Source organism: Alteromonas sp. ABD4_190 (genome assembly GCF_056160105.1).
Map to the genome: position 1 here is coordinate 189,333 of NZ_JBSWWN010000002.1, position 22,012 is coordinate 211,344.

Here is a 22,012-nt window from a genome sequence, read left to right on the forward strand (position 1 = left end):
AAACAACTAATACTATCAACGCCACCTTCTGTGGTGCGTGAATAAAATATGGCAATGTTACCCTACTCCAATCCGAAACATTCTTCCCTCAACATCTTATCGTTTGGCATATTACTCATTTTGACTTTGTTGTTTAGCCCGCGTGCACTAGCCACCACAGAGTGTAAGACTTTACACACCGCGGGAGCACAACAGTGGTTTCCCTACGCATTTAACGAGTTTGAAGGAAGGCTAAAAGCTACGGGGATAGCATTTGACGTTCTAACCCTGCTAGCACGGGATTTAGGTGTCACACTAAAGGTAGAAACCGGGCTACCTTGGAAACGAATAGAATCCAAACTCGACGCGGGCGAGCTTGATATTTTGGCGGGAAACTATTGGAACGAAGCTCGTAGTCGAAAATGGCTTATCACTGCACCGTTTGCGGCAGAAGAGGTTTATGCTGTGCTTTCCCCTACACTTTCTCAAACGCGAGGTACCGATCTTTCGCTTAACGCACTCGCGCAATATATAGGTGTGATGCCTCGAGGAATAAGCTTAGGTGAAAAATTCGATAGCATTAAGTCAAACTTGAATATCATCGAAGTTAAAGACCACGACAAAATGTATGAAATGATGCGTCGACATCGCGCTGACTACGCAGTTTCCCCACAAAGCGCTGCACTAAGCCACTTGAACGCCTCAGAAAATGACGGCATGCAAATAAGCCAGTCACCTATATCATCAAACAATGTACATTTTGCTATCTCCGCCAAATCAAAGTGCGCATCACTATTTCCAGAGTTTAACCAAGCTCTTAGCGCTCGTTTAAAAGACGGGTCTGTTAAGCAAATAATTGATACGTATGATTTAACGCGCTAAAGCTAGGGCGCATTGGAATCATGTAGTTAAGAACAGGTGTAGTTTAAAAGTAAAAGAGCGCTTTGTTGTAAGCGCTCTGTTAGTGTGATGCATTATTAACGGAATTGTGGCAAGCCAACATTAAACCTACCAAGGCAACTCGTCACCATTTGAATGGATGAAGCGACCTGCGTTAGACACATTTAGCTCATCAATGCGTTGTGACAAACGCTCAGCACAGGTATCAGCATCAATATCTCCCGCTCCATTTACCATTTCTGTTTGAACGAATCCAGGGTGGAAAATACCTACTGCAATTCCCTTTGGCTTCAGATCATTCGCCATGGAAACTCCCGCCGCGTTTAGTGCGGCTTTGGACATTCGATAGCCATAATAGCCGCCTGAACCATTGTCTGCCATTGATCCCATACGGCTGGTAATCATGGCAATCTTACCGTCTTTTGCCATTGCGGGTAACAGTGTTTGAGTAACTAACAAAGGACCTAATGCATTAACTCTAAATTGATAATCAATGGTATTTGGATCCCAATCGTCGATACTCTCGCGTCCGAGCACTCCGGCATTATTAATGAGCAAATCGATGTTAACGTCCATTAAAGGTACAAGCTTTTCAGCCAGCGTCTCAGGTTGAGATACATCCACACCTTTGATGATTGTCACACCTGCACTGTTTAGCTCGTCGCAACTGTTTCGACAGGTAGCATAAACTTTCGCACCACGTGCTTTATATTGCTTGGTGAGCGCAAGGCCTATGCCTCTGTTGCCACCGGTAATAACTACGTTCATAACGGTTCCCTTGTTACAATGTGTATGCTCTAAAAAGGTTTCACTAACCTTTTACAAGAAGTGGCTGATTCATTAGGACCTATCGCTTAGTAAAGATAAGCACCAAGCCCTATTTCAGCACTCATTTCTTATTATTTTATAGTCTTCAAAAGGCGTTCTAGATCTTCTGGAGTATCAATTCCAACGGGAGGCGGCGCTATCGCAACTTCACAGTGAATTTTATCGCCATACCATATAGCACGTAGCTGCTCTAATGACTCAATTTGTTCCAGTGAACTAGGTGCATAAGCCACATATTGCTTAATGTATTGAGCGCGGTAGGCATAAATACCTATGTGACGTTTATAAAGCGACGTGTTTGCAGATTGTGGGTTTGCCATCATGTGATCCCGCTCAAAGGGAATGGGAGAACGAGAGAAGTAAATTGACTCACCCTTTTCATTCACCAATACCTTTACGATATTTGGATTAAATACGTCTTCAACACTTTCGATTGGCGTAGACAGTGTAGCCATTTGACACTGAGGCGCATTAGCAAGGTTGTCGGCAACCTGCCTGATATTTTCTGCAGGTATAAAGGGTTCATCGCCTTGAACATTAACCACAATAGTAGCGCTGTCAATGCCTTCTTTTTCCACTACCTCGGCAATACGCTCAGTTCCTGAATGATGATTAACAGACGTCATACAGACCTTGGCAAAACCGGCCACTACGTTTTGAATACGTTCATCGTCGGTTGCCACTATGATGGTATCGGCGCCAGCTTCCTTAGCACGCTCTACTACATGTTGAATCATTGGCTTTCCGCCAATTAGTGCCAGAGGTTTGCCTGGAAACCGGCTTGAGCCATACCGAGCGGGTATCACAACTGTAAATGACATAACTTTTATTTGCCCCCCTACTTACCACTTAATTAAACGTTTTGTTAGCGTGTTGCGTCTACTTCGTCTAACGACATTGCAGTTGCTTTACTTTCAATAAGTACAGGGATGCTATCTTTAATATCAAAAGCCAACCTGTCGAATCGGCAAATTAACTGGGTGTTGTCTTCACTAAGTACTAATTTTCCCTTACACACTGGGCAAGCCAAAACTTCTAAAAGCTTCTTATCAAAGGCCATTGTTATTATTCCTGTCCGTTTTGGTGAATCTTTAAACCTGCTTTGGCAAGTTTAACGTCTACTAAATTAAAAAAATCTGGCGCCAAATGAGCGGTAACGGGTAAAAACCAGCAATCGTCGTGAGCGAAAGGTGCCGCTTTTACCGCATCTTTTTCCGTCATTAACACTCTGCCATTAGGTATATCTGAAAGCGTTATAGCATGATGATCAGCCAAAGGAGTGGCAGAAGAAAGTTGAATACCCATTTCTCTAAGCTGAGAGAAAAAACGTTGTGGAGAACCGATCCCAGCAATTGCGCTGCACGGCACTTTTTTAATCTCTTCAAGCGTTGTGGTTTTCACTCTGTTAGCCACACAGGTAAAATCCCCTGCGACTAACGTCATCAAATATTGAGGCGCTACGGCATTATTGAATGTTGGCATTGAACGACTGTTATGAATTAACGCATCAACAGTATTTAAACGCCATTGTCCTTCACGTAGTGGCCCCATTGGTAACAAAAAACCGCTGCCTACTTTTCTGTCATCCATTACCACAACTTCAACATCTCGATGAAGCGCGTAATGCTGAAGGCCGTCATCACAGATAATTAAATCACACTGCAGCTCGTCACTTAAGTAAGCGGCTCCGCGCGCGCGTACTGGGTCAATAACTACATGACACTGGCTTCTTATAGCTAATAAGCGGGGCTCGTCGCCTACTTTAGAAGCATCGTCTTCGCCGTTAACTAATCGTGGATAAAACGGCGACTTAGCGCCATACCCGCGACTCAAAATACCAACTTTTACACCTTGCTTCTTATAGTAATCGGCTAACGCCAATACAACCGGAGTTTTACCGTTTCCACCTACCGAAATATTGCCAACTACAATGACAGGCGCACTCGCTTTGTAAGTTTTTTTAAGGCCTACTTTAAATAATAAACGTCGAATTGCTGAAACAAAGTAAAACAACAGCGCAAGCGGTGAGAGAAGCCACACCAAAGGATGGCCAAAATACCACTTATCGTGCTTGGTTTTACTTTGCAATTGACTCACTTAGCCTCACCAAATTGCAATGCGTGCAGCTGTGCGTAATGACCGCCTTTTTCAAGCAACTCATTGTGTTTGCCTTTCTCGAGAATGCGGCCTTGCTCAACCACCATAATGCAGTCTGCATTTTCAATGGTAGACAAACGGTGCGCCACTACAATACTGGTACAACGTTTTTGCAGCGTTTCCAGCGCATCTTGAATTAAGCGTTCAGACTCGGTATCTAGGGCAGAAGTCGCTTCGTCCAAAATCAGAATGGGCGCTTCGGCAAGGATTGCCCGAGCAATAGCAATACGCTGTCGCTGACCACCCGAAAGCATTAGTCCATTTTCACCAATAACCGTATCTAAACCATCAGGTAGGTTCGATAAGAACTCTTCAACATGCGCCATCTTAGCTGCACTCTCAATGTCTTTTCGAGATACATTCTCTCGCGCACCATAAGCAATGTTGTTCGCAATAGAATCGTTAAATAGCGTCACATTTTGTGACACGACGGCAAACTGCGCTCGCAGATTTTTTAGGTCAATGTCGTTAAGCGGCTTGTCGTCTAGGCGTATTTCACCTTCTTGCGGTACGTAAAAACGCGTAAGTAACGATGAGATTGTCGATTTACCACTTCCAGAGCGCCCTACTAACGCTATCGATTGGCCGGGGTTAGCAATAAAGCTCACATTAGATAACGCGGGCGTTTGTTTACCCGGATAAGAGAACGTAACGTCGGCAAATTCAATTTTTCCTGTGGCGCGTTCAACCTTTGTTTTACCTTTGTCTTCTTCGTCAGCTTCATCAAGGATCTCAAAGATACTGGCACACGCTGCCATGCCTTTTTGGAATTGGTTGTTAATGGTAGTGAGTTGTTTTAGAGGCTTCAGCAGCATTACCATGCAAAATACGACGTTGATAAATACACCAGCCGTTAGCTTTTCTAGCATGCCCGGCGTACTGGCTATAAACAGAACAACAGCAAGCGCTATTGATGCAATAACCTGAATTGAAGATACGCTTAATATAGAGGTCACATGAAGCTTCATTGACTGCTGGCGATTGTGATTATTTTTCTGTTTAAAGCGTTTTTGTTCTATTTCTTGGCCGCCAAACATGATCACAACTTTGTGACCTTTTACCGCCTGCTCTACTGACGACGTAAGGTTACCCATTGATTTTTGGATGCTTTTGCTAACGAGCCGAAAACGTTTACTGACAATAGATACAATCACCGCCACGATAGGGCCAATCAAAAGAAAAATAAGTGAAAGCTGCCATGAGTAATAGAACATGACACATAGCAAACCAATAACCAGCGCGCCTTCTCTCACCAATGTAAGCAGCGCCTTACCAGAGGCGTTAGCCACTTGTTCGGTGTCGTAAGTGACCTTACTTATAAGCCCGCCAACTGCATGATTATCGTGAAATGACACGGGTAAATGGATGTATTTATCGAACAGCTGTTGGCGCATGCGCATAACAACTTGGGCACCAATCCAGTTTAATGTATAGCTGCCTAAGAAATTAAACACGCCGCGCAATAGAAACAAAGGAACGATGGCGTACGCAGCCATCCGAAGATAATCTTTATCGTTATTACCTAGCGATTCATCAATCATTGGCTGTAGCTGTGAAAATACAAAAGTATCTACCGCGGAATAACCAATCATACCGATAATGGCAAACACAAAAGGCACTTTATACGCTTTCAGATACTGTAAAAAGCGCTTAATCTGATAATCCGAGTTGTCGGCTTGTTGCATGTAGTTTTTTTAACCTGTTTAAAACGTTAACGAAAACGCGTTAAGAGTATTGTACTCGTTCTCACTCTAATTCACTAATATAGAGGCAAAATTGGTTAGTCTGCCAACTAACTGAACAATGTGTGGTCACTTCACTATAATACCAACCCTCATAGGTAATTGCCCACTCAGAAGGCGCTGGCAAAGTTTCTAGCAAAGCATAGAAAGGCAGGAATGGCTGAGTGCGTAATGATCTATGTGGGCTGGTATATTCTAAAGGTTTTGCTGAATATTACTGTTCTAGCCAATTAGCCATGTTGCTTAATATTCACGGTGGTTCGGAGCTTGCTGTTAAGGTGCCGGCTTTTGTGTTGCCGGCTATTGAGGTGTTGCATGTCGATGAGCTAGGGTTGCGCTTCAAGATGACGCGGACTGATGCCTCGCAAATACCAGCGTTTATGCAAGGTTTGTCGCTGGGTATCTATACGATAACCGCCATGATTAAATGTTGCCCTGATATAACCGTGATAACTGGTTAAATACTGCTTTACTCCATGATACTTGTATCGTTTAGCCACTTCACTTGCCGGAAACTGCCAGCGGTTCTCGTACCCTTGGGTAAAAATCACAGCTTCAGGTGCAACGTGCTTTATAAAAATATCAGTAGATGAGGTCTTGCTACCGTGATGGGGCGCGATAAGAATATCAGCTCTCAACTTTGAAAAGCTTGGTATTAACGCACTTTCTTTTGCTGAATTATCTTCTATTTCAAGTGTGCCGTTTATTTCTTGTATGCCCTTTATTTCACTTGTACCGATTATTTCTTGTGTAATTAGGGCGTACTCACTCGCCTTTTCAATATCACCGGGTATAAGTACGCTGCCAGACTCACCAGAAACTTTAACCACACAGGACATGGCGTTATTGTCTTGCGTATTACCCACTGGCGGCCATAAAAATTCAATGGTCAAATTTTGCCATTGGATACGCTTGCCTCGTTCGCATCCCGAGGTTGGCGAATAGAAGCTGGCTTGTGCTGCTAATTTATGAAGCTCGACTGCAGACAAACCTCCCGCATGGTCGTTATCACTATGTGTATGAATAACAACATCGATGCTTGAAACATGTGTACTTTCCAGAAAAGGCAGTAGGTGTGCGGTCGCTGTGTGAGCAATACCGTTAAACTGAGCACCGGAATCAATAATGATTGCTCTGCTCCCTTTCGTAATAGCGATCGCGCTAGCTTGGCCTGCATCAAAAACGTGAAGCGCCCAAGGCTCCTCATTAACGGATAGCCATTTTTGAATGGAACTAAAAAAAGGAATAGACAAAATTAAGATACATACTTTTTTGTAGCGCCACCTGGGCAACAGAAAAATAACAAAAGCAGCAAGCAAACAGAGCGTAGCGCCATTACCCTGGTGAACATTGACTGCACTTAATGAAAAGCCACTAAGCAGGTTTAGGAATGACAATAAATACCCCAAACAGGTATCACTTGTTTGAAATAGTGCGCTTGCCAATTCTTGGACTGGGCCGAAATGAATAAAATGAAGCAGCAATAGAGAGAGTAAACAAATAGGCAGCAACAAAGTTATAACGGGTAAGGCAATCAAGTTTGCTATTAGCGCAATAATACTTGCACTATCAAACCATATGAGTGTTAGCGGCATCATTATCAGCGTTAGCGCTATTTGTAACTTTATTAGTGACACATACCAAGGTGCTCGTTGTAGCCCCCATGTGGTCACTAAAAACCAAATACACACCACCGCACCTACGCTTAAGTAAAAGCTTGCACTTAACATAGAAAGCGGGAAAAGTAGCAAACTTAACGCCAGCATAGCTAACGCAATATTTATTGGCCTCCATGCATTACGTGAAAGCGACAATACGCAGCCAATAGCTATAAGAAACCAAGCTCGCACAACGGGCAAGGCACTTCCGCTTAACAGCGCGTAAAAAAAACAAATAACCACAAGCAAGCAGAGCACTATGGTTCTAATCGGCGCTTTAATAGTTAATAACTTTGAACGTCGATTAGTTTTTCCCTCTCCATCACCTGCCTTTAATCTTAGGCTTGTTACGCTGGCTAAGAAGTACTGCACACTGCCGAATATATCGAAAACGTGTCTGAGTATGAAAACTATCGGGTTAAAAGCTAGTAAGCATACCCCGGCAATAAGTGATAAGTGCATACCGGATATACTAAATATGTGCCCGGTACCTGTGCGTTGTAACAGCACCCAGTTGTCTTTCGTAAACCCAGCCTTATCGCCAAGCAGTAGCGCACGCCACCAGTTGAGGTTATTGAGATTCAGCGCTTCTAGCGTTGTCGCAAGGTCATAGCGCAATGAATGATTATGCTTGGTTTTATCGTGCTCTATAGATTTAATGTATCCAGTGACATGAATAAACTGACTGACCAACTGCTGCTGGCGGCTTGCGCCAACGGGATTGGCCGTACCGTATGCAGGTTTAAGTTTAACAACCGCTGTAAACATGTCGCCATTGTGCAAACATTTAAGTCCAACAGACTTTTCTGACGCTTGCGGTCTCGCGCGATGCTTTACATCGTCTAAACCACGTTGTGAAACTTGCCCTCGCTCAGCTCTGTCACTTACAAACTTGTATTGGTTGTGAGCAAGGCGAGCTCTAAAGTTAAAAGCGTTAGACAAAATGGCATTCAATGGTGTTGGTACTGCGCCTTCATCTAAAAATGTTGCGACGCTCTCACCATTTACCGACGCGATGCTTACCACATAATGAAAAGCAGCCTCTGGGTTGTTACTTTTATTAGAAACGCATCCCTGCGATAAAACTCGCCCCGATATTGTGACATCTTGTTGAATTTTACCCTTGGGCAGTTGCCAAGCGTAGTAAAAATGCCCTACACTCGCCACCCACAGTACGCCGAGTATTAAGCCGCTCACTGCACAACATAGCTGCACATCAAAAATGGTCTTATTGGACCTAGGTTTTTCTAAATAAAACAGTAAGATGACAGCAATAGCTATCACCAATATGGCAATCATCAACGCCATAGTGTGGGTACTTGGAAGTTTTTGCCATAAAACTGCACTTATTGCGCCAACGCAAAAACAGCTTAGGCAAATTGTGATACGATTGACCATGTTTTCACGTAGCAATTGACAGTAAGTGAACGTTGCTAGTGCAAAACCGTGCTGCGCGATCCCGTTTGCTGTTATTTTTTCTGTGTTTTTTGTTTTTATTTTCGAGATGCATTGATATTTATGCCTAAGAAATTTATTCGACGTTTTTTGCCAGATCACCAAAGCATTAAGCAAAACAAAGCGTTAAAAATATTTGGTAGCGTATTGCACGAACCTAATTTATGGCACCTGAACCGTCGCTCTGCATCTGGCGCGTTTGGCATAGGTTTGTTCTTTGCGTTTTGGCCTGTGCCCTTTCAAATGTGGCTTTCTGCAGGTTTAGCTATCCCTTTTCGAGCGAACCTTCCCTTGTCTGTCGCAACAGTCTGGGTGACAAATCCATTTACCATTCCCCCCATATTTTATGGTGCTTACAAAGTGGGTACTACTGTACTTGGGACCAAACCTGAGCATTTTGAATTCCAGTTTAGCTGGCAGTGGGTGGTAGAAAGCATTAACACCATTGGCCCCGCCTTTTTAGTTGGTTGTGGTATTTGCTCTGTGGTTTTCGGATTGGCGGGTTACTTTTCGTTAAACTGGGTGTGGCGTTTTCAAGTGAAAAAAGCGTGGGAAAGACGCAGACAAACGCGTAATCAGACGGCTCAATAACAAAGCCCCATAGACCAAAAAGCAGCAAGAGAAAATAGCAGCATTTGCTTTCGATAAGCATTAAAAAAACGCCACATTTCAATGTGGCGTTTTTTTTTTCTTATCAGAAGTGAGGCTTGAGAATACCTGTGTTCTGCAACTGAACTGCGTTAGGTCGAAGAACACTGACGAAAAGCACTATCGAAGAGACTTAGGCCTGAATAGCATTCCTAGCGTTTATTTCACAGGTCTATTTTTCATGCTCGGCAAGAAAGGCAACCAGTGCAGCTTCATCCCACACGTCTACATCAAGCTCTTGTGCCTTGGTTAACTTAGAACCTGCCTTCTCACCTGCAACAAGGAAGTCAGTGTTCTTACTCACAGATCCCGCCACCTTAGCACCAAGTAACTGTAGCCGCGCTTTAGCATCTGAACGCCCCATTTCACTTAGCGTACCGGTTATCACGCAGGTTTTACCTTCGAGAGGCAAGTTACCCGAATCAGGCTTTTCAATGGCGGGCCAATTTATTCCTTCATTTAGAAGTGCGTCAATCACATCGGTGTTATGCGATTCGTTAAAGAAGTTGAATATATGGGTAGCTACCACCTCACCCACATCTTGCACTTCAACTAACGCTTCTAAAGATGCTTCACGAATGGCTTCCAAGGTTTCAAAATGCGCAGCTAAGTTTGCCGCTGTCGCTTCACCTACTTCACGGATCCCCAATGCGTATAGGAATTTGGCTAAGGTAGTTTGCTTTGATGCTTCAAGGGATGCCAAAAGCTTGCTTGCCGACTTCTCAGCCATACGCTCTAAACCAACAACGTCACCTAAAGACAGGGTAAAGAAGTCTGCGGGGCTGTGCACGAGATCAGCATCTACTAATTGGTCAACGAGCTTATCGCCCAGGCCATCTATATCAAACGCTTTACGCGAGGCAAAATGTTTGAGCGCCTGTTTGCGTTGCGCTGCACAGATTAACCCTCCGGTACAGCGAGCGACTGCTTCATCTTCAAGCTTTTCAACCTGCGAATCACACACTGGGCACTGACTTGGGAAACTAATGTCAGTTTCACTACCCGTGCGATTTGCTTCAACCACAGAAACTACCTGAGGAATAACATCACCGGCACGACGAATAACAACAGTGTCGCCAACTTTAACGCCCAATCTAGAAATTTCATCCTGATTATGTAGTGTGGCATTAGACACGGTAACGCCACCTACAAAAACAGGCTCTAAGCGCGCTACCGGTGTGATTGCCCCAGTCCTGCCCACTTGAAACTCAACGTCCACCAGTTTAGTTACTTCCTCTTGCGCAGGAAACTTCTGCGCAATCGCCCAACGCGGTGCGCGGGCTACAAACCCAAGGGTATTTTGCAATTCAATACGGTCTACTTTAAACACGACGCCATCAATGTCATAAGGCAAGTTATCGCGCTTTTCCAGGATATGGTTGTAATAATTTAAACAGCCCTTACCGCCTTCAGCAGTGTCAATGTCTGGGCACAATGGCAGCCCCCATTTACCTAATTGTGCAAGGCGCGCGCTGTGGGTTGTAGGTAGTTCAAAGCTTTCTGGTTGTACTACGCCTAGTGAGTACGCATAAAACATCAGCGGGCGTTTAGCGGTGATTTTCGAGTCTAACTGACGCAAACTTCCGGCTGCGGCATTGCGCGGATTGGCAAAGACCTTACCGCCCGTTTCTTTTTGATGTTCGTTTAATTTTGCAAAGCCATCTCGCGGCATAAACACTTCACCACGCACCTCGACGCGATCTGGATAGTGGTCGCCACGAAGGGTTAAAGGTACATTTGAAATAGTACGCACGTTAGCAGTAATGTTTTCGCCTACCTGTCCATCGCCCCGCGTTGCAGCGCGAACTAATTCACCGTTTTCGTACAAAATACTCACGGCTAAGCCATCTAACTTAGGCTCACAGCTAAAATCCAAAGTAGCAGTATCTTTAAGCCTGTCTTTTAAGCGCTTCTCAAATGCCAATAGAGACTCTTCATCAAAGGCGTTATCTAGCGACAGCATAGGCACATCGTGAGTCACTTGCTCAAATGCAGACAGCGCAGCGCCTCCCACCTTTTGGCTTGGAGAATTTGGGCTATGCAACTCAGGAAATTGTTTTTCAAGCGCTATTAGCGCCTGCATATCTCTATCATAAACCGCATCGGGAACCGAAGGATCGTCTAGTACATAGTACTGGTAATTGTATTCATTTAACGTGTTGCGAAGTTGAGCAACTTGTTGCTTTGCTTGTTCTAAAGAGTCTGACATGGAGATGTTTTCACGCCGTATAAATAATTAAAAGTTTTACAATTTGTAGCTTAGGTGACTTAACCTAAACGACCTTTTGCTTCAAATGAGGCATTGAACCGCCGTCTTTTTAGTCGGCTAGTATAATTTGTATCCTCGCTGTAGCGCTATTTAATAGAAAAGGACCTGGGTATGAGCCAAGTCCTTTTTATTACGCTAACACGCAAGCACGTACAAAGCGTGCGATATAGACAGTTGAATAGCTTACGTTAGCCGCGAGCAATCATACGCTTGCGTTCAAATTCACGAATTTTTTCAACGTATTGCTGTAGGCCTTGTTTAGTTAACACGCTTCGACGCCCGTCTAGTACCTGAGCACCAAACTCGTCTGCCAACTTACGAGCCGCGTTGTGCATCATATTGAATACTTGATGAGGGTCGCCTTCAATGGGCAATATCATAAACAAAGATACACCTTGGGTCTCAAAATTTTCCAGGTTATCAATATCAAAAACACCAGGCTTAAACATATTAGCAAGGCTAAATAATACTGGCCCCTTGCCGTTGGAGTTTACATGACGGTGGAAGATATCTTGGTCGCCAAACTTAAACCCTAGTGTAAGCAGCATAGGTAAAAGCGCAGCACCAGAAATTGGCTCACCTTCTGGCGTTCTAACGTTCAACACCAATACTTCAGGTTCAACATTAGATGATTTCACCGGCTCAGAAGTGCTGCTCGCACCGTCGCTGTGTGTATCATTTGCACTAAAGCTCTCTTCACCAAAATCAGTGTTACCTTGCTCACTGGTGTCGAAGTCTATACGCATTTGGTCATCACCAAAATTAGGCTCTTCACGCTTTTTAACCGGTGCTTTGTTTCGCTTACTACGTGCAAAACGTCGCGGCTGTTCATTTTCTTCCTGGGTACCCCGTGAAGAAGATACCTCCCCTTGCGCGTCTAAACTAAAGTCAGCCACTTCTCGCTCGTTTTTAGTTGGCGCTTGAACTGTTGCTGGTTCTTCTTCAAGCGTAGGGTCCACATAAAACTTTTGCGCAGGACGAATGGGTGCTGCAGGAGCCTGTTCAGGTTGTGCCTTAGTTTGATTGTCAGAGTACCCGTTATTTGCGCTATTCGCGTTATTTGCGTTATTTGCGTTTGATGACGCTGTATAAGACGCGTTTTGCGCACTGTCTTCTCGTTGAGCTTGTGACTCTGAGTGAGCTTCATCGTCACCCTCTCGAAGCAAGAAACCTGGAGGCTCAGGGAAAGCTGCAACCTTGTCATCGCTTTTATTTGTTGCAGTATCAATCGAGCGAGCCTGCCCTTTCATGTGAGGCTTGGGATTTGTTACCACTGAACCATACAGCTTGGGCGCTTCTTGAGCGTCTTCTTTATCGCTCCTTTTTTCGCCTTCTGTTCCACCCACTTTTACGGCTGGCGATATCGACGAATTATCTTTACTGCTGGCGTCATTGTGCTCTTCGCCAGCGGCATCCTTGTTGCTATGAACATCACTGGATGGAGTAGATTGAAAAGAGCGATTGCTTTCATCATCATCGAACTTTGGAGGCTCGCTGTCGTCACCTGGGTTATTCAAGGTGTCATCAAACGATGGGCTCGAAGCTGCGCTGTTCTCATCTGCTCTATTATGCGAGCTTTGCGAATTGCTAACCACTCGAACCGCACCAATGCCGAGTTCATCAAAGCTTTCCTGTGCTCCAGCTTCTATTTCGCTATCGTCGTCTTGCCACTGTCGGGGCTCTAAGCGCTCTTTTTCCGAAGGCTTTCCGTTTTTACGAATTTTCCAAATACCGTGGGCAAGCACTGCAAGAATAAAAACCGTGCCTCCAAGGAGTAAAAATAGACGTAATTGATCTTCCATTTAATTTCTTTCGCCCTTTGTTATGCTTCTGCGAAGGCTACGGCTTCATCAACATCAACAGCTACCATACGTGAAACTCCAGGTTCCGCCATAGTAACACCAGTTAAGTGACTAGCCATTTCCATCGCTATTTTATTGTGGGTGATATAAATAAACTGCACTGTTTGTGACATTTCTGACACTAAGTTACAAAAGCGCCCTACATTTGCATCATCCAATGGTGCATCTACTTCATCCAGCAAACAAAATGGTGCTGGATTTAATCTAAAAATAGCAAACACCAATGATAAAGCGGTTAATGCTTTTTCTCCACCGCTTAAGAGGTGAATCGTACTATTTTTCTTACCAGGGGGGCGAGCCATTATCGTCACCCCAGTCTCCAATAAGTCATCATCGGTAAGTGCAAGGTATGCTGACCCACCGCCGAAGACTTTAGGAAATAACATTTTAAGGTCTTCGTTAACCTGCTCAAAAGTATTTGAAAAACGCGTGCGGGTTTCTTTATCAATTTTCCGAATGGCTGATTGTAGCGTTTCCAAGGCTTCAGTAAGGTCGTTGTGCTGTGTATCTAAATGAGATTTTCTTTCTGACTGGGTTTCAAATTCTTCAACCGCAGCTAAGTTCACTGCCCCTAAACGCTGCAAATTAGCCTGCGTTTTTTCAAGGTCATCTTGCCAGCGTTTCTCTTCGGCGTCTTCGGGTAAGGTTTCTAGAATGTTTTTCAGTGACTGCTGTGTTTCGTCAAGCTGCTCTAGGATCGTGTTTGCGCGTACACGATACCCTTCAATATCAATGTTTAGTTTATCAATGTTTGTCTGTCGGGTTTGAATGTCTTTACCTAGAGCCTGATGCCCTTTTTCAGCTTCTCGCAACCATTGCTCAATATCTTCAAGGCTGCGCTGCTTAGCGCTTTTCAGCTGTTCTAATTCCGCTTTGTTTTCTAACAGCGACTGAAGTTCTGCTTCCTGAATTTCTTCAGGAGACGTCAGGTGCGCTAGTTCTTTTTGCAACCTTTCTTTGTTTTTTATGTATTCTTCACGCTGCTTGAGGTTACGCGTAACCTGTTCACTGTATAAGTTTTGATGATTTTCAAGCTGCTGCTTTTTTAACGCAAGCTCATGATTTTGCGACGTTAATGAATCGACTGAGGCCCGTAATTCTGACGTAGTTCGCTCATTTTCTTCACGCTTGGTGTTAACTTCATCAATGTGCACTTCATATTCAAGAATCTGCGCTTCTTGAAGTTCTAGTTTTTCAGAAAGTTGCGCTAACTGCTCTTCTTCTTTAACAAGCATTAACTCTTGTTTTGCTAATTCATCACTAAGTTTAGCACTGCGACTAGACTGCTGCTCTTGCTGCATTTCAAGAAAAGAAAGCTTGTTTTTGATTTGAGCTCGTTGGTTTTCTTTTTCAGCTAAGGCGTTTTGAGCCGTATGCTTTTGAGCTTCGCTTGTTTTAAGAGCCTGCTTCGCTTCCTCAATGGAATGCTCAATTTCTTCAATGAGACTTTCAGCGGCCTCAATTTCATCGGTAAGTGCTTTAATCTTGTTAGCACGCTGCAAAGCACCGTCGTTCACCTCACCTGGTTTAACAACCCAATGGGAACTTGCCCATAAACCTGAAGGTGAAATTGCGCTAGAAAAGCCATTACCATCGCTTTTCATCTCGTCACCAGATAAGTGTTCCACCTTACTTGTCAGGTCTTTATCGTCTTCACACAGGTAGATATCATCAAAAAATGCGGGAACCCGTGCCGGTGAAGTGTGACTACCGCTAAGCTCAGTTAATAAAGCATGAGCTAAAGATTCAGATTTTGCAGAAGTTACAAACACGTTTTCGGTGTAGACCTTTATGCCGGTGGGCAGATGCTCTTTGTTTTTAAGAAGCTCTTTTAAGGGGTAGCTTTTTGCGACAACAGGATCTTTTGCGTGCTGTAATATAGCCTCTATACAGGGTGCAAGCTTTTGACTTGAGCTAAATTGTTGCCAAAGCTTTTCTATTCCGTCTAATAGCATATCTTCGAAGCTAGAGGCGTCTTGCTGAAGTGCTTCTAATGCAGATTTGGTTGACTGGGCGGTTTGCAGCTGACCCAGCGCATCCCGTCGTTTTGCTTCAATGGTTTGCACTTCAACATGTTGTTTTTGCGCATTCTCGCTAGCTGCTTGAACCGCCTGTTTACCTTCATCAATATCAAAATCTAGCTCGTTTGCTTGCTCATCTAGCAATGCAATTTGCTCTGAGTAATCTTCGTCACCGAGTTGTTTTAGCTCGTCTTGCAGTTCGCTAATACGCTGAGATGTACGAAGCTGCATACTCATTGTGGACTGAATTTGGCTATGACACTGTTGCACGTCTTGTCGAAGCTGGTTGTACGTTTGCTCTTGCTCACGTGCTTTTGCGTTAAATTCTCTTAGCGCCTGCTCAACGTCTTCAAAACGCGCTTTTGCGTGTTCCAACTCGGCTTCTTTCAGTACAAGCTCTGGTTCAATGTTTTCAAGCGCCTCGTTTGATACGGCAAGTGCTTCCTGTGCCTCATCAATAGAGTGGTTTAGCAACTCATGCTGTTCGTTGATTCGCGCTAACTCTTGCTCTATTTGCCCTTTTCGCTGTTTCGCATGCAGAGCGTTTTGCTCTAATCGCGTAATTGCATTGCTTGTGGTGAATAACTGCTGCTGCAGATCATCGATGACTTGCTTGGTTTCAACCTGCTTAGTTTTATACGACTCAAGCCCGGCTTCATCACCTTGTAACCTAGCAGTCAAATCGTCGACTTCTATTTGCAGTGTTTGCTGCTGTTTTTGTAACGCTTCAATATGTTCGCTATTTTTAAGAAATCTAATTGCCGCAAGCTGGCCTTTTAACTCTCGAGCCTGAGCGCGCAACGTTTTATAGCGGGTTGCTGCGGCAGCTTGTCGCTGTAATTTTTCTAACTGCTTGCCAAGTTCATCGCGCACATCGTTTAAGCGTTCAAGGTTGTCCTGCGTGTGTCTTATGCGATTTTCTGTTTCTCTGCGACGCTCTTTGTACTTTGATATACCCGCAGCTTCTTCAATAAACACACGCAGTTCTTGTGGCTTAGATTCGATAAGCCGTGAGATCATACCTTGCTCGATAATGGCGTAAGAACGTGGGCCTAACCCCGTTCCTAAAAATAGATCGGTAACGTCTCGCCTGCGACATTTGGTACCGTTGAGAAAATAAGTCGATGTAGCATCTCGGGTAACTAATCGTTTAACAGACAGCTCGTTGTAGTTTGCAAACTCGCCCGCGATCCGCCCTGCACTATTATCGAAAACAAGTTCAACGCTACACTGCCCAACAGGTTTTCGTGAAGATGAACCATTGAAGATCACGTCTGTCATCGCATCGCCGCGTAAGTTCTTCGCTGAGCTTTCACCTAATACCCAGCGAACAGCATCAATAACATTGGATTTACCACAGCCGTTCGGGCCAACAATGGCAGTCATTTCCCCAGGAAATGGAATAGTAGTAGGCTCAACAAAGGACTTGAAGCCCGCTAGCTTTATCTTCTTAAGCCTCACGTATCATCCCTCTGATGTGCAGAGTTGATTGACGAAATTGTCATAGCTTCAGCCCAATATCCCTTGGCAGGATGCTGAATTAGCGGATGATATGGAAATGATGTAATCACACAGAAGGTTCTTTTGTTATTATGTTTCGACTCTACCAAAACTAACAGCTTGTAACAATTACCATTTCAGTGAGTTAGGCACAGAATGCGCCAAGGGCGTAGGATAGAGTAAATAGTTAATAAACAAAGCGTTTAAAATAACGCGAAGGAGTATGAATGAGTTCAGGTGGTGTGCATTATTTCTTTGAAGGCTTTTCGCTTATCAAAACGAAAGGGCTAAAGCGTTTCGTGTTTGTGCCCCTGACTATAAACCTTGTTCTGTTTTCCGTTGCTTTTTATTTCTTATTCGGCCAAATAGAAATGGGCATAGCCTATGTTATCGACCTTGTACCAGAATGGTTAGGCTGGATAAAAACGGCTATCAGTTTCTTCTTATGGCCTTTAGCAGTTATAAGCGTATTGCTTATTTTCGCACTTATTTTTGGCACCCTAGCCAACTGGATTGCCGCGCCTTTCAACGGCGTGTTATCAGAAAAGGTTGAGCGTCATTTAACGGGCCAAGACCTGGGTGATGAAGGCGTTATGTCGTTGGTAAAAGACATTCCTAGAACTGTAGGTCGCGAACTGACTAAGCTCATTTGGTATTTACCTCGCGCCATCGGATTTTTATTGCTGTTCTTTTTTCTACCTATTATCGGGCAAGTGCTTTGGTTCTTATTTAACGCCTGGATGATGGCGATACAGTATTGCGACTATCCTTATGATAACCACAAGGTAGATTTCACTCGAATGCGCTTGCACCTGGGCGAACACAAAGGAAAAGCAATGACCTTTGGCATGATGGTAAACGTGTTCTCGCTCATTCCAGTGGTGAACTTCATTGTTATGCCGGTAGCAATTTGTGGTGCCACATCTATGTGGGTAAGAGAGCTGAAGCCTACGCTTCGTGGGTAGCGAGAAATAACCCGCTTTTGCTAAGCAGCAACGGGGTTATATGGTCTATATGGGTTAAATTGATTGAGGCCGTTTTTCAAAGGTAAGATTGCGGCCTCTTTTTATAGTCACCTTTTTCATTTCTTACGGTGGTGGTAGAAAGAAACTAAGGCGCTAGTACCAGCGAGTCTGCGGTTTTAGTTGCCGGTAAAAGTTTCGTATTCAGCTAGCCAGTGGGCCGCCTCTTTTTGATTTCCGCTATTGTGAAAAGCTTGGAAAAAATTCATTGAGATGGGACGCTGCGCATTTTGCCTTTCAAGCTGTTGCTGCCAAAGTACCAGATATAAAGGCGGGATCACGCCGCTATCGTGGTGCTCCATAAATGTAATTCTTCGGCTAGGTTTGTAGCTATTAAGCCCCAACACTGCACAGGTTTTAGCACGAGCAATAATCGTAGCAGGGTCTATCGCCAGCCAATTTTCTACCGTTTTATGCGGTGCATACCAGTGATCAGTATCTACAATGACGTTAGGCGGAAGGAAATCTTCGATGCCATCTTGATCACAAAGTTTATTTGCCATGCCCTTGCCGATAGGGTATTCGTCTGCGAAGCCAGCAAAGTGGGCCAATTCATGTACGAATACCGAATAAGCATCGCTGATATCTAGATACATTACACCATTTTGAACATTCGCTTTACCCTGCTCGGCCACCACAACTGCATGACTAAACTTACGTTTTTTGGCGACATTCGCTAATGGGGAAATATTACACCCCAAGATGCCAGCCCTTCTATAGTTGGCATTGCACTCCAACACATCAGATTTAAGCCAAATAGGTGGAGCTAAACAGATAGAAAGGTCTTCAAGGCGCGCATCATCGTTAAATGACTGATAAAGTTCGTGCGCTCGTATGATGGTCGCCAAGCTTGTTGCGAAAGGTTGAACACGCTGCAGGCAATTTGCTTTATCCCCCCAACTGAAAGTGCCAGATTGCTTTATTGCTTGCGCCACTGAGTGCGGAGAATAAAGCTTAATTACATTTAGGGCTTTTTCCGCTTGTTGATGCCCTTTTTGCGCCGCAAATTTAAAATGCGGCTTAGCTTGCGAAAACTTGCCCTCGCCCCACAAAAGCATTGCGTACTTAAAAGCACTTTGCATATCAAGTGTTGCTGTTGCTGCCAGCAGTGGTTTAGCTAACTGCTGTTGTCCCTGAAGTAAGTACCAATCTGCCAATGCGGCCTGTGCAGGCAAATATTCTTGTAATGCAGCGCGTACCAGCCACTTTTCCCGCTTTTCTGGCGAATCGGTAGACATCGCGAAGGCTAACTGCGCTTCAGCTACATCGCCCAGTGCCGCTAAACGCATAAAACGCTCTGAAGCTCCCTCTTCGCCTAAAATTTGGTACAACAGCCACGCAGCGTCGGCATTTTCTAGATTAACAAGCTTCTCCAAAAAATAGGTCGCCGTATCTTCGTCAGTAATAGCAGTAGAGGCGAAGCCGTTGTTGTATGCGCTTTCAAATATCTCAAGCATATAGGCTTGGGCAGTGTCACTACCTTGCTTTGCAGCGAGCCAAAGCAGCGCTAGCGCGTTATTTTGTGTATTATTTTCAAGGGTAGTATCAGTGTTATTTGAAGCGATATTATCAGACTGATCACTATCAGACGTTCGTGTTTCCTCAACTTCTAATAAGACAACATCTTTATTGTGATGTGATGGTAATAACACGCTGATTGCGTTAGAGATAAGTTGAGGGGCATAGCGCCCGCTATCGCCCGCAACGATAAGCAGTGCGAAGACTGCTAAAAATAAGCCTCGCATAATGGTTTGCGCTTACTCTTCGCTAGCTACAACGTTGCTAGCTTTATCACGCAAACGATTAAGTTCCATTCTCGCGTAACGATGTTCTACGTAATCGAACACGTTTGTGCTAAGTGCAAGCTTGAAGTAATTCGATGCAATGCCGCTATTTCCCTGTAGAGAATGAAACTTACCTAAGTAAAAATACGCTTCACATAGTCGATCGGTTAACGCTTTTTGGCTTTTAACACCATCTAGCAATGAGTTAAGCACATCGTTTTCACCGACAGTACCTAGGAATAAATCCACAAGCGTAGTTGCCCAATGGGCATTGTCGAGCGTAGGTCGGATAGACGCTAAGTAAGTTTGCCCTTCAAGTTCTGATACATCGTGATGTGCAAAGTAAGCCCACAGCGCGCGAAACGGATCGCTGTCGTCTTTCTTAAAAAAGCGATTTAAATCATCAGTGGCAAGCTCTGCTCTGCCGCCATAATAAAGCGCAATACCGCGGTTTAAGAACGCGAAATCATACTCCGGATTAATTTCCAATGTAGAGTCAAAAGCGTCGTAAGCCTGAATAAAGTCACTCTGCTGGATATAGTGAATGCCCATAGAGTTATAGGCCTCTGCCAGATCTGGCTTTAAGTTAATAGCTTGTGTGTAATCAAATTGAGCTAGGCCTGCAAGACCTACACTGTCGTAAAGCATGCCTCGTTGAAAATGCAGTTCGGCTTTGTCTTCATCTGAAAGCGCCGGGCTAGTTAGTACCTGATTATAGCGTGCAATTGCCATCTCAGACCGAGGATTGACAGGAGCAGGCTCAGCTAAAAGTAGATTCCCCATCTGTGGTCTTTCCGAAACAGACGGTGTTTGCGCACAACCGGTTAAAATAGCAGCGAATAGAGAAAAAAAGATGAGACTAACGTTTCTGCACATGGTAAAAAAGCATTCTATAAAAAAAGAAAAAACCGCCTGAGTATTAATTATACGCTTGTTGCGGCGCTAATGCCGCCAACCTTCTCGCATTTGATGATAAAAGTAAAGTGTATTGGGTGGTTAACACAGGTAGCTATGAAGAAAAATAATTTAGAACAACTATCACAACTTGCTTTTAACGCACAGAAAAATTCTCATTCACCCTATTCCAATTTTAAAGTTGGTGCTGCAGTGCTTACACCAAGTGGCGAAACCTTCTCCGGTTGTAACGTAGAAAGTGCTGCTTTTCCATTAGGCCAATGTGCCGAGGCCACGGCCATTGGAAATATGGTTACAAATGGGCAAAACCGCATTTCACATATTGTAATTGCAAGCCCGAATGATGAGTTTTGCTTTCCATGCGGCGGATGTAGACAAAAAATTGCTGAATTTGCCCCAGATGAAACCCCTGTCACTATGATAAGTCAAAGTGGCGAGACATTCGAGACTACTATTGGTGATTTACTCCCCAATGCCTTTAGGGCGCACGATTTAGACAAGTAAGTTTAACAACCATACCTTGTAACAAACGAGGCTTAGGCAATGTTCACATCTACCAGCCTCGTTTTTGCGTTTCTATTAGCCAATAGCACGATTTATATATCAGCACATCAACGGCTTAGTAGGCTGTTTGATAGACAGTATCCTTCCTTGACTATCGAATGCTAGCGCAACTTGGGTACCCACGTTAATATCCCCTTCTATACGGCCATTAATATCTAACGATGCAATAAGGCTCTCAGAAACAATAACTCGCTGATTCTCACAATTTACTAATAGCCAATACCCATTTTGTGATTTCAAGGTGGCAGGCTGCTGGGTTACTGCTTTTGCTACTAAACTACGCTCAACATATTGCTGAGTGTAAGCATTGAAACGCGCTTGATAGTCTTCATTACTGCTATTAACCAGCAATTTATCTTCACCTTCAAAACCGTGATAATGAACAATGTCTACACTGTGTGCAGCGGTTTGCATACCTTGCGAGTGACGACTTTGAAATGTTCCGATGTTGTACACACCGAGCATGGCGACAATAGCAAAAGCCACGGCAGTAAATCGAAGGGTTGATGACGCGAAATAGGCGCGAAGGTGCGAAGCCAATGCAGAGAACATACGCTCTGTGTCACTTCCGTTTGAATTAACCTTGTTGTGCGCAAGCACGTTGGCGCGTACCCGGGCATTTGCTTCTTGAGCTGTTGAATCATTTTGCTTTTGGACCAGCTGGCTGCGTCTGAAGGCTTCTTGTAGCTCTTTATCTGAGATAGACAT

General features: G+C 44.2%; 16 protein-coding genes. 4 read left to right on the forward strand and 12 right to left on the reverse strand.

The features are described from left to right. The first annotated feature begins 48 nt into the window (after positions 1–48). Complete coding sequence (locus tag ACXAFM_RS18360; protein WP_474835737.1) at positions 49–861, forward strand: substrate-binding periplasmic protein; 813 nt, start codon at positions 49–51, stop codon at positions 859–861. 126 nt (positions 862–987) lie between these two features. Here the strand turns inward: ACXAFM_RS18360 and ACXAFM_RS18365 are convergent, their stop codons facing one another. The 6 genes from ACXAFM_RS18365 to ACXAFM_RS18390 form a co-directional block, all read right to left on the reverse strand. Further along, the gene (locus ACXAFM_RS18365; protein ID WP_474835739.1) at positions 988–1,647 is read right to left on the reverse strand and encodes an SDR family oxidoreductase; all 660 of its coding nucleotides are present in this window, start codon (positions 1,645–1,647) and stop codon (positions 988–990) included. A gap of 131 nt (positions 1,648–1,778) precedes the next feature. Next, on the reverse strand, positions 1,779–2,528 hold the full coding sequence (gene kdsB / locus ACXAFM_RS18370; protein ID WP_474835741.1) for a 3-deoxy-manno-octulosonate cytidylyltransferase: 750 nt from the start codon (positions 2,526–2,528) through the stop codon (positions 1,779–1,781). Between the two features lie 44 nt (positions 2,529–2,572). After that, complete coding sequence (locus ACXAFM_RS18375; protein ID WP_474835743.1) at positions 2,573–2,767, reverse strand: Trm112 family protein; 195 nt, start codon at positions 2,765–2,767, stop codon at positions 2,573–2,575. A gap of 5 nt (positions 2,768–2,772) precedes the next feature. Then, positions 2,773–3,804 carry a tetraacyldisaccharide 4'-kinase gene (gene lpxK, locus ACXAFM_RS18380; protein ID WP_474825458.1) on the reverse strand — a complete coding sequence of 344 codons (1,032 nt, stop codon included), beginning with the start codon at positions 3,802–3,804 and terminating at the stop codon, positions 2,773–2,775. Continuing rightward, a complete protein-coding gene (gene msbA, locus ACXAFM_RS18385; RefSeq protein WP_474825456.1) occupies positions 3,801–5,549 on the reverse strand; it encodes a lipid A export permease/ATP-binding protein MsbA in 1,749 nt (582 codons plus the stop codon). The genes lpxK and msbA overlap by 4 nt, the downstream gene beginning before the upstream one ends. A gap of 383 nt (positions 5,550–5,932) precedes the next feature. After that, positions 5,933–8,572 carry a ComEC/Rec2 family competence protein gene (locus ACXAFM_RS18390; RefSeq protein ID WP_474835745.1) on the reverse strand — a complete coding sequence of 880 codons (2,640 nt, stop codon included), beginning with the start codon at positions 8,570–8,572 and terminating at the stop codon, positions 5,933–5,935. 210 nt (positions 8,573–8,782) lie between these two features. Between ACXAFM_RS18390 and ACXAFM_RS18395 the strand changes: the two genes are divergently transcribed. Then, positions 8,783–9,310, forward strand: coding sequence for a DUF2062 domain-containing protein (locus ACXAFM_RS18395; protein ID WP_474835747.1), 528 nt, complete (start codon positions 8,783–8,785; stop codon positions 9,308–9,310). 229 nt (positions 9,311–9,539) lie between these two features. Here the strand turns inward: ACXAFM_RS18395 and ligA are convergent, their stop codons facing one another. The 3 genes from ligA to smc form a co-directional block, all read right to left on the reverse strand. After that, positions 9,540–11,576, reverse strand: coding sequence for an NAD-dependent DNA ligase LigA (ligA, locus tag ACXAFM_RS18400; protein WP_474835749.1), 2,037 nt, complete (start codon positions 11,574–11,576; stop codon positions 9,540–9,542). A gap of 248 nt (positions 11,577–11,824) precedes the next feature. Further along, the gene (gene zipA / locus ACXAFM_RS18405) at positions 11,825–13,438 is read right to left on the reverse strand and encodes a cell division protein ZipA (RefSeq protein ID WP_474835751.1); all 1,614 of its coding nucleotides are present in this window, start codon (positions 13,436–13,438) and stop codon (positions 11,825–11,827) included. A 20-nt stretch (positions 13,439–13,458) separates the two neighbouring features. Continuing rightward, positions 13,459–16,980: a chromosome segregation protein SMC gene (smc, locus tag ACXAFM_RS18410; RefSeq protein WP_474835753.1), complete on the reverse strand. Its 3,522-nt coding sequence runs from the start codon at positions 16,978–16,980 to the stop codon at positions 13,459–13,461. Positions 16,981–17,246: 266 nt separating this feature from the next. Here smc and cysZ point away from each other — a divergent pair, with 266 nt between their 5' ends. Beyond that, positions 17,247–17,984 carry a sulfate transporter CysZ gene (gene cysZ, locus ACXAFM_RS18415; protein WP_334060514.1) on the forward strand — a complete coding sequence of 246 codons (738 nt, stop codon included), beginning with the start codon at positions 17,247–17,249 and terminating at the stop codon, positions 17,982–17,984. 176 nt (positions 17,985–18,160) lie between these two features. Here the strand turns inward: cysZ and ACXAFM_RS18420 are convergent, their stop codons facing one another. Together ACXAFM_RS18420 and nlpI are read right to left on the reverse strand one after the other, a co-directional pair. After that, positions 18,161–19,786 (reverse strand): SEL1-like repeat protein, encoded by a 1,626-nt coding sequence (locus tag ACXAFM_RS18420; RefSeq protein ID WP_474835756.1) that lies wholly within the window; start codon positions 19,784–19,786, stop codon positions 18,161–18,163. A 12-nt stretch (positions 19,787–19,798) separates the two neighbouring features. Then, positions 19,799–20,701: a lipoprotein NlpI gene (nlpI, locus tag ACXAFM_RS18425; RefSeq protein WP_474835758.1), complete on the reverse strand. Its 903-nt coding sequence runs from the start codon at positions 20,699–20,701 to the stop codon at positions 19,799–19,801. Between the two features lie 135 nt (positions 20,702–20,836). On the opposite strand from nlpI, the gene cdd reads away from it, so the two are divergent. After that, positions 20,837–21,244 (forward strand): cytidine deaminase, encoded by a 408-nt coding sequence (cdd, locus tag ACXAFM_RS18430; protein WP_474835760.1) that lies wholly within the window; start codon positions 20,837–20,839, stop codon positions 21,242–21,244. 99 nt (positions 21,245–21,343) lie between these two features. Here cdd and ACXAFM_RS18435 read toward each other — a convergent pair whose 3' ends face one another. Next, positions 21,344–22,012, reverse strand: coding sequence for a hypothetical protein (locus ACXAFM_RS18435; protein WP_474835762.1), 669 nt, complete (start codon positions 22,010–22,012; stop codon positions 21,344–21,346).

Coding starts and splice junctions, on each gene's coding strand:
- ACXAFM_RS18360 (WP_474835737.1), top strand. CDS start 49: ATGGCAATGTTACCCTACTCCAATCCGAAACATTCTTCCCTCAACATC.
- ACXAFM_RS18365 (WP_474835739.1), bottom strand. CDS start 1,647: ATGAACGTAGTTATTACCGGTGGCAACAGAGGCATAGGCCTTGCGCTC.
- kdsB (WP_474835741.1), bottom strand. CDS start 2,528: ATGTCATTTACAGTTGTGATACCCGCTCGGTATGGCTCAAGCCGGTTT.
- ACXAFM_RS18375 (WP_474835743.1), bottom strand. CDS start 2,767: ATGGCCTTTGATAAGAAGCTTTTAGAAGTTTTGGCTTGCCCAGTGTGT.
- msbA (WP_474825456.1), bottom strand. CDS start 5,549: ATGCAACAAGCCGACAACTCGGATTATCAGATTAAGCGCTTTTTACAG.
- ACXAFM_RS18390 (WP_474835745.1), bottom strand. CDS start 8,572: ATGGCGTTGATGATTGCCATATTGGTGATAGCTATTGCTGTCATCTTA.
- ACXAFM_RS18395 (WP_474835747.1), top strand. CDS start 8,783: ATGCCTAAGAAATTTATTCGACGTTTTTTGCCAGATCACCAAAGCATT.
- ligA (WP_474835749.1), bottom strand. CDS start 11,576: ATGTCAGACTCTTTAGAACAAGCAAAGCAACAAGTTGCTCAACTTCGC.
- zipA (WP_474835751.1), bottom strand. CDS start 13,438: ATGGAAGATCAATTACGTCTATTTTTACTCCTTGGAGGCACGGTTTTT.
- cysZ (WP_334060514.1), top strand. CDS start 17,247: ATGAGTTCAGGTGGTGTGCATTATTTCTTTGAAGGCTTTTCGCTTATC.
- ACXAFM_RS18420 (WP_474835756.1), bottom strand. CDS start 19,786: ATGCGAGGCTTATTTTTAGCAGTCTTCGCACTGCTTATCGTTGCGGGC.
- nlpI (WP_474835758.1), bottom strand. CDS start 20,701: ATGTGCAGAAACGTTAGTCTCATCTTTTTTTCTCTATTCGCTGCTATT.
- cdd (WP_474835760.1), top strand. CDS start 20,837: ATGAAGAAAAATAATTTAGAACAACTATCACAACTTGCTTTTAACGCA.
- ACXAFM_RS18435 (WP_474835762.1), bottom strand. CDS start 22,012: ATGTCTATCTCAGATAAAGAGCTACAAGAAGCCTTCAGACGCAGCCAG.